We start from the raw sequence: 11,842 nt of genomic DNA, 5'->3' as shown, positions 1-11,842 counted from the left end.
CATGCCCGGACCCCGCGCGACCGCCCCGAGGAGCCCCGCCGTGAACCGCCGCCGCGCCCTGACCGCCGCCCTCGCCCTCGCCGCCGGACCGGCGCTGGCCGCCTGCGGCTCCGGCGCCGCCGTGGAGCCCGCCGTACCCGTCGGCGCGGCGGGCGGCCCGAAGATCGACATCGGGCCGGACCAGCACCGCGTCCGCGCCGCGAAGAACGCCCGCGCGGCGGCGCTGGTCCCGGCGCGCGTCCGCGCCACCGGCGAACTGCGGGTCGGCGTCGCCGCCGAGAGCTCCCCGCCGCTGACCTTCTACGCCACCGACGACCGCACCCTCATCGGTGTGGAGACCGACCTCGCCACCCTGGTCGCCGACGCCCTCGGGCTGCGGCTGCGCCTGGAACCGCTCTCCTGGGAGAACCTCTTCGTCGGTCTGGACAGCGGCAAGCTCGACGCCGTCTTCTCCAACGTCACGGTGACCGAGGAGCGCAAGGAGAAGTACGACTTCGCCACCTACCGCCGCGACGAACTGGCGGTGGAGGCGCGCAAGGGCACCCGCTGGCGGGTCCGTGGCCCCGCGGACGTCGCCGGGCGGACCCTCGCCGTCGGCACCGCCACCAACCAGGAGAAGATCCTCCTGGAGTGGAGCGAGCAGAACGTGCGGGCGGGCCGGAAACCCGTCGACATCCGCTACTACCCGAAGACCTCCGACACCTATCTGGCCCTCCAATCGGGCCGGATCGACGGCTACTTCGGCCCCAACCCGTCCGTCGCGTACCACGTGAACACGGCGGGGCAGACGGAGAGCGTCGGGCGGTTCTCCGGGGGCGGCGACGCCGTCCAGGGGAAGATCGCCGCCACCACGAAGAAGGGCGGCGGACTGGTCGGCGCGTACGCCGCCGCGCTGCGCGCCGTCATCGCCGACGGCAGCTACCGCACGGTCCTCGACCGCTGGGGACTGGGCGCCGAAGCCCTCACCACCTCGCAGATCAACCCGCCCGGCCTGCCCCGGACGCCCTGACCACCCCCTCCCGGAAGGCACCCCCCATGGCCTCACCCGCACCGCGCCCGATCCCGCTGGCCGTCGCCCTCGACGGGCCCCCGGCCGCCCCGCGGCGCTTCGACGCCGCCGGCCACCTCCGGCTGGTCCGCCTCGCCGAGCGCGGCACCCTCGACTTCGTCACCCTCGGCGACACCTTCGGCCGCCCGGGGCCCGACGCCCTCGCCGTGCTGTCCCGGGTCGCCCCGGCCACCACCCGTATCGGCCTGGTCCCCACCGTCACCACCACCCACACCGAGCCCTTCCACGTCGCCACCTCGATCGCCACCCTCGACTGGGTCAGCGGCGGCCGGGCGGGCTGGCAGCCGGACGTCTCGCTCACCGCCGCCGAGGCGGCGCTCTTCGGCCGCCGCCCGGCGCCCGCGCCCGAGGCGGCGTGGCGGGAGGCGGGCGAGGTCGCGGAGGTCGCCGCCCGGCTCTGGGACAGCTGGGAGGACGACGCCGAGATCCGCGACCGGGCGAGCGGCCGCTTCATCGACCGCGACAAGCTCCACTACGCCGACTACTCCGGGGAGTTCTTCGCGGTCCGCGGCCCCTCCACCGTGCCCCGGCCCCCGCAGGGCCGCCCGCCCGTCGTCCTCGACGCCACCGGCACCGGGCCCGGCGGCGCGACCGTACGGCAGGTGGCCGCCGCACACGCCGATGTCGCACTCGTCCGCGCCCAGGACCCGGCCACCGCCTCCGCCGCCCGCGACGACCTGCGCGCCCGCGCCCGCGCACTGGGCCGCGACCCGGACCGGTTGCTGGTCCTCGCCTCGGTGGCGATCGAGCTGTACGCCTCCGGGGACGCCGTCGCCCTCGCCGAGCTGATCGGCGACTGGTACACGGACGGCGCGGCCGACGGCTTCCATCTGCGGCCCGCCGACCCCGCCCGTGACCTGGGGCTGCTGGTCGACGGCACCGTCCCGGTCCTCCAGCACCGCTGCCTGCTCCGCCGCTTCTACCCGGGCGCCACGCTCCGCGAGCACCTGGGCCTGCCCCGCCCCGCCAACCGCCACGCCCGCGCCCGAGAGGTCCAGCGATGACCGCCGCCCCGCACCCGTCCGACCCGTCCACGCCCCGGCAGCTCCATCTGGCCGCGCACTTCCCGGGCGTCAACAACACCACCGTCTGGGACGGTGCCCCGCCCGCCACCGGCCGGGGCGCGGGCCGCCGTCCCTCGCTCGGCAGCCAGATCCGGTTCGACTCCTTCGTCCACCTCGCCCGGACCGCCGAACGCGGACTCTTCGACTTCTTCTTCCTCGCCGAAGGGCTGCGGCTGCGCGAGCACAAGGGCCGCATCCACGATCTCGACGTCGTCGGGCGCCCGGAGTCGCTGACCGTGCTGACCGCGCTCGCCGCCGTCACCGACCGGCTGGGCCTGGCCGCCACCGTCAACGCGACCTTCAACGAACCGTACGAACTGGCCCGCCGCCTCTCCTCGCTCGACCACCTCAGCGACGGCCGGGCCGCCTGGAACGTCGTCACCACCTCCGACGCCTTCACCGGCGAGAACTTCCGCCGCGGCGGCTACCTCGACCGCGCCGACCGCTACACCCGCGCCGCCGAATTCGTCGCCGCGGCCCGGCGGTTGTGGGACTCCTGGGACGGCCCGGCGCCCGATCCGGTCCGCCACCGCGGCCCCCACTTCGACCTCGCCGGGCCGTTCACCCTGCCGCGCTCCCCGCAGGGCCACCCGGTGATCATCCAGGCGGGGGACTCGCCCGAGGGCCGGGACTTCGCCGCCGCCACCGCCGATGTGATCTTCACCCGGCACAGCGGACTCGCGGCGGGCCAGGCGTTCTACGCCGACGTCAAGGGACGGCTCGCGGCCCACGGGCGGCGGCCCGACGACCTCAAGATCATGCCGGGGGTGACCTTCGTCCTCGGCGACACCGCCGCCGAGGCCCAGGAACACGCCGCCGAGATCCGCCGCCGCCAGATCTCCCCGCAGAACGCCCTGCTCGCCGCCGAACAGATCTGGGGCGTCGACCTCTCCTCCTACGACCCGGACGGCCCGCTGCCGGACATCGACCCGGACCCGCACGCGGAGCTGGCGCAGGGCCGGGTCAGGATCGCCGACCCGGCGGCGGTGGTCGCCGGGTGGCGGGAGGTGTCGCGGGCCAAGGGGTTGTCGCTGCGCGAGACGGTGATCGAGACCACCGGTCGGCAGTCGTTCGTCGGCACCCCGCAGGCGGTCGCCGCCGAGATGGCCGCGTTCGTCCGCGCCCGGGCGGCCGACGGTTTCATCCTCGTCCCGCATCTGACGCCCGACGGGCTCGACCCGTTCGTCGACCGGGTCGTCCCGCTGCTCCAGGAGCGCGGCGTCTTCCGCACCGAGTACACCGGCAGCACCCTCCGTTCCCACCTCGGTCTTCCGGAAGCAGTGACTCCGGTATGGCAGGGTGAGGCGTCATGAGCACCGGTACGGACGCCCGCGCGGCGTGGCGGGCCTGGCGTGAGCGCCGCACCGCCGACCTCTCCCGCCCCTACGGGCCACTGGCCCTGACCGGCACCTTCTGGCTCGCCGACCACGCCGACGGCCGGATCCCGGGGCTGGTGGGCCGCTGGACGGAGGACGGCGACGCGGTCGTGCTGCACGCCACCGCGGCCGACGGCCTCACCGCCGACGGCGCCCCGCTCGACGGGGAGATCCGCCTCGCGCCGGACGCCGGACCGGAGACCGCCCGGATCGCCCACGGCGCGCGACGGCTGCCGGTGCTGCGCCGCGAGGGCCTCTGGGTGGTCCGCGACTTCGACCCCGCCGCCCCCGCCCGCCGCGACTTCACCGGTATCGACGCCTACGACCACGACCCGCGCTGGACGGTGCCGGGCCGCTTCCGCCCGTACGGCGCGAGCCGCGCGGTGCGGGTGCCCAACGCCGACGGCGTCCACCGGGAGCTGGGGCTCGCCGGGGAGCTGGCGTTCACCGTGGCGGGCGCCGAGCGGACGCTCCAGGTCGCGGTCGAGGACGACGGTTCGCTCTGGGCGGTCCTCGCGGACGCCACCAGCGGCACCGAGAGCTACCGCTTCCGCTTCCTGCGGACCCCGGCGCCCGCCGCGGACGGCACCGTCACCGTCGACCTCAACCGGACGCTGCTGCCGCCGTGCGCCCTCGTCGACCACTTCATCTGTCCGTTCCCGCCGCCCGGCAACACCCTCCCGTTCGCCCTGCGGGCGGGGGAGCGGAACCGTTCCGGCACCTGATCCGTCCCACCCCCGACCGAGGGGGTCAACCGCCGTCCCGGCGCACCCGAGAGGGTCTGCTGGGGCGGCGAACTCCGCGCTGCCCGGAGGCGGTTGACCCCGGTCCGTCACCCACTGCCGCCGCGCGGCCCCCTTGCGCGACGGCTGGATCCGTCCGAGACTCCGGTCAGCGCTTGTCAGGGGCACGCAAAAACGATCGTGCGGAAGATGCGGATCTCCGTGTGCGGAATCCGCGGCGCGCCCCTCGACTGCGCCTCACGGGCCGCCACGGGCGGCCCACCGATCCCCTCGGAGGAATCACGTGAGGAACGAGCGCACCATTCCCCGCAGCGGCGTCGCGAGACGCACCCGACTGCTCGCCGTGGCCACCGGACTGCTGGCCGTGGGGGCCATCGCGGTCCCGACCGCCACCGCACAGAACTCCGCGGCCGCCCCGAAGTACAGCGCCGCCCAGCTCTCCGCGGCCAGTTCCGCCGTCCGCTCCGCCGATGTCGCGGGCACTGCCTGGGCGGTCGACCCGGCCACCAACGAGGTGGTCGTCACCGCCGACAGCACCGTCTCCCGCGCCGACCTCGCCAAGGTCGAGCGCGCGGCGGGCAGCAACGCCGGTGCGGTACGCGTCGAGCGGACGCCCGGCACCCTGCGCAAGCTGATCTCCGGCGGCGACGCCATCTACGCGCCGAGCTGGCGCTGCTCGCTCGGCTTCAACGTCCGCAGCGGCAGCACGTACTACTTCCTGACGGCCGGTCACTGCACCGACGGCAACCCGCCCTGGTACAGCAACTCCTCGGGCTCCACCAGCATCGGGCCGACCGCCGGGTCCAGCTTCCCCGGCAACGACTACGGCATCGTGAAGTACACCGGGTCGGTCAGTCACGAGGGCACCGTCGGCAGCCAGGACATCACCAGCGCCGGTACCCCGACGGTCGGCCAGACCGTCACCCGCCGCGGCTCCACCACCGGCGTCCACAGCGGCAAGGTCACCGGCCTGAACGCGACGGTGAACTACGGCAACGGCGAGATCGTCTCCGGTCTCATCCAGACCACCGTCTGCGCCGAGCCCGGCGACAGCGGTGGCCCGCTCTACTCCGGGACCACGGCCCTCGGCCTGACCTCCGGCGGCAGCGGCGACTGCACCTCGGGCGGTACGACGTTCTTCCAGCCCGTCACCGAGGCGCTCAGCGCCTACGGCGTGAGCGTCTACTGATCCCCTCGGGGCGGCCTTGCTCCCCGCCCCCGATCTTCCTGATCCGCTGATATCGGCGTACGGCCGGACGACGGTCCGGTCCGGGCCGGGCCCCCGCCTGCCGGCGGGCGGGGGCCCGGCCTCCCGTGTTCCCCGGCCCCTGGTGCCGGGCCCTGCCCACCGATCCGGGCATACCATGGTAAAGAACGCAAACCGGTCGGAGCGGCAGAGGCCAGTCAGGGGGCCGTGATGCTGGAAGAGCTGGTGACCGGCGGGGTCGCCCTCGCCTCGGCGGGCGTCGTCTATCTCCTCGCGGCGGCGCGCGTGGTCAAGCAGTACGAACGCGGCGTGGTCCTGCGGCTGGGTCGGCTGAAGTCCGCGGTCCGCGGCCCCGGCTTCACCATGATCGTCCCGGGTGTGGACCGGATGCGTAAGGTCAACATGCAGATCGTGACGATGCCGGTGCCCGCGCAGGAGGGCATCACCCGCGACAACGTCACGGTCCGCGTCGACGCCGTCGTCTACTTCAAGGTCGTGGACGCCGCCGACGCCGTCATCGCCGTCGAGGACTACCGCTTCGCGGTCTCCCAGGTCGCCCAGACCTCGCTCCGCTCGATCATCGGCAAGAGCGATCTCGACGATCTGCTCTCCAACCGCGAGAAGCTCAACCAGGGCCTCGCCGTGATGATCGACAGCCCCGCGCTGGGCTGGGGCGTCCAGATCGACCGGGTGGAGATCAAGGACGTGTCGCTGCCGGAGACCATGAAACGGTCGATGGCCCGCCAGGCGGAGGCCACCCGTGACCGCCGCGCCCGCGTCATCAACGCCGACGCGGAACTCCAGGCGTCGAAGAAGCTGGCCGAGGCCGCCCAGGCGATGTCCGACCAGCCCGCCGCCCTCCAACTGCGGCTGCTGCAGACCGTGGTGGCCGTCGCCGCCGAGAAGAACTCCACGCTGGTGCTGCCCTTCCCCGTGGAGCTGCTGCGCTTCCTGGAGCGCTCCGGCCTCCAGGCCCAGGCCGAAACGGCCCGCGCGGAGGCCGAGACCGGTACGTCCGGCCAGCCGCACCCGTCCGGCGCGAGCGCCGACGGCTCCCCGCCGGACCTCGGCCCGGACCCGGCGCACCGGCCCGGTCACTACCTGGACGCGGCGGGGGAGCCGGAGCCCGTCGCCCCCGTCGAGGACGTGGGCGGCATCGAGGACGTGGACGGTGTCATCGAGGACATCGGACGGCTCCACGACGACGAGGCCGACGGCGGCAGCCGGGGCGCCGGAGCCTGAGCGGTCCGACCGGAACACTCCGGCCACGGTGGCCGGAGCGGCGGAATACGCCCCCTCCCCGGCGCGCCCGGCGGCGGATCCGACCGGCCCCGCCGGACCACGGGACCGGCCCACCGGGAATACCGGACCGTCCCGCCGGTAACACCGAACCGGCCCACCGGACCGCCGTCGCGGGCCGGACCGTTCACCGCCCCCACGGATGACACCCCCTCACGCGGGCCCCGCGGCACATCCGCCGCGGGGCCCGCGCGGGTGTCGGTGCGCGGGCGGCTCCGGCGGTGTCGGGAGGGTGCGGGGCGAAGATTTTCGGCCAGGGGGCGGCGCGCTCCGGCCGGGGACGCGCCGGGGGCGTGGGGCGGGCGGCAGTGTCCGTACTCGGGACGGACGTGCGCGGATATCGGTGTGACCGACGGATGGGGAAGCGGTGAACTCCCGGCGGCGAGACCGGAACTCGGTCTTGTGCACGGGTGAGACAGGTGGGAATACTCGGCGGCGCACGTTGGCATGGACGCGACTTCCCGGGTGTGTTGCGGGGAGCCGTCCGTCCGTGACCTGTTCCCCCACACTCTCGGGTCCGTGTCCCCCCTCGCGGGCCCTTCCCCCCACGGGAGGTACCGAGTTGAAGCACCGTCGCATACCCCAGCGCCGCGCGGTCCTGGCCGGCGCGGGAGCCCTGGCTCTCGCCGCCACCGCCACGCTCACTCTGAACAGCGCCAACGCAGCATCCGTCCCGCAGCCGACGAAGCTCTCCCCGGCCGCGGCGACCACCCTCGCCTCGCAGGTCAACTCGGCGGGCACCGCCGGTTCGTACTACGACGCCCAGGCCAAGAAGCTCGTGGTCAACGTCGTGAACGACGCGGCGGCCAAGACCGTACGGGCCAAGGGTGCCGAGGCCAGAATGGTCAAGTACTCGATGGCCCAGCTGGACTCGGCCCGTCGGACGCTGAAGGCCGACGCCACCATCCCCGGTACCTCCTGGGGCGTGGACCCGCGGACCAACAAGGTCGTCGTGTCCGCCGACCGCACGGTCAAGGGTGACGCCCTCGCCAAGATCACCAAGGTCACCAAGGGCCTCGGCGACAAGGTGACGTTCCGTCGGACGCAGGGCGAGCTGAAGCCGCTGATCGCCGGTGGCGACGCGATCTGGGGCAGCAGCGCCCGCTGCTCGCTCGGCTTCAACGTCGTCAAGGGCGGCCAGCCGTACTTCCTGACCGCCGGTCACTGCGGCAACGCGGTCAAGAGCTGGTCCGACCAGCAGGGCGGCCAGGAGATCGCCACCACCGAGGACTCGACCTTCCCGGGCAACGACTTCGCGATCGTCAAGTACACGGGCGACACCGAGCACCCCAGCGAGGTGGACCTCTACAGCGGCAGCCCGCAGAAGATCACCAAGGCCGCGGACGCGACCGTCGGTGAGAAGGTCAAGCGCAGTGGCAGCACCACCCAGGTGCACGACGGCACGGTCAAGGCGCTCAACGCGACCGTCAACTACCAGGAGGGCTCGGTCGAGGGGCTGATCCAGACCGACGTCTGCGCCGAGCCCGGCGACAGCGGCGGCGCCCTCTTCGACGGTGAGTCCGCCCTCGGCCTCACCTCCGGCGGCAGCGGCGACTGCTCGCAGGGCGGTGAGACCTTCTTCCAGCCGGTCCCCGCGGCCCTGCAGAAGTTCGGCGCCGAGATCGGCTGACGCTCCACCGGACCGTACGCCCGCCGGATCCCCGGCGCGGTGGGACGGTGACCCCGGCCCCCGGACGTGTACGGCGTCCGGGGGCCGGGGCGTGTCCGGGCCCGGTCAGAAGGCGAAGACGGTGTTCGCCGCGGAGCGCAGCTCACAGGAGTTGGCGAAGGTGTGCGTGTACGCGATGCGCCTGCCCTGCCAGACCCCGTCCGCCGTGACCACGACCGGGTTCCACTCGCGGGTGCACACCTTGGTGTCGTCGGTGCGGGTCACCCGCTCGAACTCGCCGTCGACCGCGCGCAGCCGGGTGCAGGCCGTGCCGGGCAGCGGGTGGGTGCCGGACGCCGTCGGCGCACAGCTCAGGGTCACGGCGCGCTGCACCGCGGCGTCCGCGCGGTCCTCCCCCTGGCCGACCGTCAGCACGAGGGCGGTCGGTGCGTAGAGCCCGGCGGACCGGGCCTGGGCGTGGTCGGCGGCCGGGGCGACGACCGCGGCCGGGGCGGCGGTGGTGACCGGCGGGGTGGTGGCCTGCGCGGTGGTGGCGAGCGAGCCGGTGACCACAGCCGTGCCGAGCGCGACGACCCCAACGATGTACCGCATTGCGAACACTCCTTTGCCCGTAGGTTCAGATACCGGACGGGAGTCTGGCCCAGCCGCCGGGCGTCCGCATCTCCGTCGCTCACTTCGAGTCGATGGATGAAAGCCGTGGGTAGTGGCGCGAAGGATGTGGTGGAGATGTGGAGATCCGGCGGCGGAGCGGTGCCTTCGCTGCTGGCACGGGGTGCCCGCCCGGAGCCGGTCCGCCCCGGCCGTGCGGATCCGGCCGCGGCCCCCGGCGGCGGGCGCCGCCCGACGCTCCCCGAATGGCCCGAAGGCGGTGCGTACAGGGAGGTGAGGCGGCCCGGACGCGGTGCTTCCGGGGCCGTGCGGCCGCCGCGTCCGGTCAGGTACGCGGGGCCACCGGCGCCAGCGAGTTGTTCCGGCGGTCCCGGTCACGGAGTGCCGCGAGGACGACGCTGAGCAGCACCCCGCCCACGGCCCAGGCGCCGAGGATCCACAGCGCCGAGGTCATGCCGTTGCCGCCGAAGTACGCGATCGAGCGCGATGCCCAGGTGCCCGCGCCCGGCGGCAGCGCGGGACCGATCGCCCGCCAGAACGGCGGCAGCAGCGGATACGGATACGCACCGCCCGCGCTCGGGTTGCCGAACACCACGATCACCAGGATCGCCAGCCCGATGCCGATGACCCCCAGCAGCGTCTGGAACGCCAGCGTGGTCGCCCCCACCGCGAAGACGACCAGCGCGCCCAGCCCCCACAGCCCGAACAGGCTGCCGGGCAGCGCGTTCAGCACCGGTCCGATCACCACCGCCCCGGCCAGCCCGGCGACGATCGAGTAGACCGCGAGGGCGCCCAGCCGGATCACCGCACGATGGGTGTTGGCCGGGCGCGCGCCCGCACTGATCGCCAGGATTGCGGCACAGAGATACCCGCCCACACACCACCCGACGACCAGGTAGAACGACGACAGGCTGCGCGAGTCGCCGTCCGCCGCGGGCCGTACGTCCTCGGTCCGCACGGTGCGCCCCTCGGCCTTCAGCGCCGCCCCGACGACCGCCTCCGTCGCCTGCGACAGCGCCGCCCCGCCGCCGCTCGCGACCAGCAACCGGTCGGTGGTCGAGCGGGGGTCGACGACCAGCACCGCATCGATCTTCCGGTCCCGCAACTGCTGGAGCGCCGCCGCCCGGGACGGCACCGCACGCGGATCCAGGGGCGAGCCGGGCAGCCCGTCGAGTTTGGTCACCAGCTGACCGCGGGCCTGCTCGGGCGCGACCACACCGAGCGCGACATCGGTCGGCTTCGGCGAGTGGAAGGCACCGGCGTAGGAGGTGATGAACGCGACCATCAGCCCCAGTACGCCGATGACCAGCAGCGCGGCCCGGGCGCTCACCGCGCTCCGCACCTCCTGGAGGAAGGTCGTCCGGGTGGGGTCGTCGGTCGTGGCCATGGGCCGCTCCTCGCCGTGTCGCGCCGGTGCCCGTCCCCGGCGGTGCTCCCACATCCTCCGGTCGGAGCAGCGATCGCGCAGAGCGGACAGGGCCGAATGACGGAGCGACGGGCCCCGGGCGGGTCGGACGGCGACAGCCGGGCCCGGGCCCCGCCCCGCTCAGGACCGCGACCGGCGCACCGTCAGGAAGAGGAACGACGCCACCGCCAGGGCCAGCGGCAGGAGCAGCAGCGCACCGGAGAACGCCAGCACCCCCAGGGTGAGAACGGCGGAGCCGAGGACGCCCCACCACAGCCAGGTGCGCCGCTCCAGCAGCACCAGCGCCGCGCCGAGCCCGGCCAGCGTCACCGCCGCCAGACAGGTGGCGGTCGCCCGCATCAGCAGATCCAGATCGGCGCCGCCGAACCCGGCGGCCACGCCCAGCAGCACACAGGCGCCGCCCAGCACCGCCAGCGACCGGCGCGGCACCTCGCCCGGCCCGCAGCCCTTGGCCAGCGCCCGCGGCGCCGCCCCGTCCCGGCCGAGCGCCGCACCGAGCCGGGAGGCGCCCGCCAGATACGAGTTGACCGCCCCGAAGGTGAGGAAGAGCGCCGCCACCGCGGCGACCGGCCGCGCCGCGGTGCCCACGCTCCGCGTGAGCAGCACCGTCAGCGGGGTGTCGGTCTCCGCCGCCGCCGGGCCCAGCACGCCGAGGGTGACGACCGCGAGGCCCAGGTAGAGCACGGTGATGGTCAGCAGGGTGTTACGGGTGACCTTCGGCAGGTCGCGGGCCGGGTCGGCGAACTCCCCGGACAGATGGCTCGCCGCCTCCCACCCGGCGAACGCGAAGAACAGCACCGACGCCGCCGACCCCACCGACGACCAGCCGCCCGGCAGGAACGGGGTGAAGTGCGCGGCGCTCACCCGCGGCGCCGACACCAGCACCGTGCCCAGCAGCACCGCGGCGAGCCCCGCGCCGAGCAGCAGCTGCACCCGGCCCGACATCCGCAGCCCGACCGCGTTGGAGGCCAGCGCCCCGGCGACGACCAGCCCGCCGACGACGGCGGCGCCCGTCTGGCCCCAGCCCGCCGCGTCCGCCACGTACTTGCCGCCGATCCAGGCGGCCGAGACCACCCCGATCGGTACCGCGCCGTAGAACCACCAGCCCACCGTGGCCGCGGCGCGCGGCCCCATCGCGCGGTGCACATAGGTGGCGACCCCGCCGCCGTCCGGATGGCGCGCGCCGAGCGCCGCGAAGGACGCGGCCACCGGTACGCACAGGGCGAGCAGCAGGATCCAGGCGAGGAGCGAGGCGGGCCCGGCGGCCGCCGCGGCCAGCGACGGCAGGGTCAGCACCCCGGGCCCGAGCACGGCACCGGCGCACAGCGCGGTGCCGCCACCGACGCCCAGCCGCCGTACAGGCGACGGTCGGACGGCGGAAAGCGATGTCTGTTGTACGGTCACGGACGGGGAAGCTAT

The 11,842-nt window shown here is 74.5% G+C and carries 10 protein-coding genes; 7 read left to right on the top strand and 3 right to left on the bottom strand.

Annotated elements, in window-relative coordinates; genetic code table 11:
- The first annotated feature begins 1 nt into the window (after position 1).
- From IF23_RS0118705 to IF23_RS0118675, 7 genes are all read left to right on the top strand, one after another.
- Positions 2 to 1,009, top strand: coding sequence for an ABC transporter substrate-binding protein (locus tag IF23_RS0118705; protein ID WP_051739692.1), 1,008 nt, complete (start codon positions 2 to 4; stop codon positions 1,007 to 1,009).
- Positions 1,010 to 1,035: 26 nt separating this feature from the next.
- On the top strand, positions 1,036 to 2,073 hold the full coding sequence (locus IF23_RS0118700; protein ID WP_030285094.1) for an LLM class flavin-dependent oxidoreductase: 1,038 nt from the start codon (positions 1,036 to 1,038) through the stop codon (positions 2,071 to 2,073).
- A complete protein-coding gene (locus IF23_RS0118695; protein WP_030285092.1) occupies positions 2,070 to 3,446 on the top strand; it encodes an NtaA/DmoA family FMN-dependent monooxygenase in 1,377 nt (458 codons plus the stop codon). Before IF23_RS0118700 ends, IF23_RS0118695 begins: the two co-directional genes overlap by 4 nt.
- Positions 3,443 to 4,234: a DUF1684 domain-containing protein gene (locus IF23_RS0118690; RefSeq protein WP_030285090.1), complete on the top strand. Its 792-nt coding sequence runs from the start codon at positions 3,443 to 3,445 to the stop codon at positions 4,232 to 4,234. The genes IF23_RS0118695 and IF23_RS0118690 overlap by 4 nt, the downstream gene beginning before the upstream one ends.
- A 301-nt stretch (positions 4,235 to 4,535) precedes the next feature.
- Positions 4,536 to 5,441, top strand: a complete 906-nt coding sequence (locus tag IF23_RS0118685) for a S1 family peptidase (RefSeq protein WP_030285088.1) — start codon at positions 4,536 to 4,538, stop codon at positions 5,439 to 5,441.
- A gap of 228 nt (positions 5,442 to 5,669) precedes the next feature.
- Positions 5,670 to 6,701 (top strand): slipin family protein, encoded by a 1,032-nt coding sequence (locus IF23_RS31410; RefSeq protein ID WP_051739691.1) that lies wholly within the window; start codon positions 5,670 to 5,672, stop codon positions 6,699 to 6,701.
- 619 nt (positions 6,702 to 7,320) lie between these two features.
- Positions 7,321 to 8,388 (top strand): S1 family peptidase, encoded by a 1,068-nt coding sequence (locus IF23_RS0118675; RefSeq protein WP_030285084.1) that lies wholly within the window; start codon positions 7,321 to 7,323, stop codon positions 8,386 to 8,388.
- A gap of 105 nt (positions 8,389 to 8,493) precedes the next feature.
- Here the strand turns inward: IF23_RS0118675 and IF23_RS0118670 are convergent, their stop codons facing one another.
- From IF23_RS0118670 to IF23_RS0118660, 3 genes are all read right to left on the bottom strand, one after another.
- Positions 8,494 to 8,979 (bottom strand): subtilase-type protease inhibitor, encoded by a 486-nt coding sequence (locus IF23_RS0118670; RefSeq protein WP_030285082.1) that lies wholly within the window; start codon positions 8,977 to 8,979, stop codon positions 8,494 to 8,496.
- Between the two features lie 343 nt (positions 8,980 to 9,322).
- Entirely contained in the window at positions 9,323 to 10,384 is a 1,062-nt protein-coding gene (locus IF23_RS0118665; protein ID WP_037678619.1) for a YhgE/Pip domain-containing protein, read from the bottom strand.
- Positions 10,385 to 10,543: 159 nt separating this feature from the next.
- Positions 10,544 to 11,827, bottom strand: a complete 1,284-nt coding sequence (locus IF23_RS0118660) for an APC family permease (RefSeq protein ID WP_030285079.1) — start codon at positions 11,825 to 11,827, stop codon at positions 10,544 to 10,546.
- Positions 11,828 to 11,842 lie beyond the last annotated feature (15 nt).

It is taken from the genome of Streptomyces catenulae (assembly GCF_000718015.1).
Classification (GTDB): domain Bacteria; phylum Actinomycetota; class Actinomycetes; order Streptomycetales; family Streptomycetaceae; genus Streptomyces; species Streptomyces catenulae.
The sequence above is the reverse complement of the archived record's forward strand: the minus strand, read 5'-3'. Positions and strand labels throughout refer to the sequence as shown.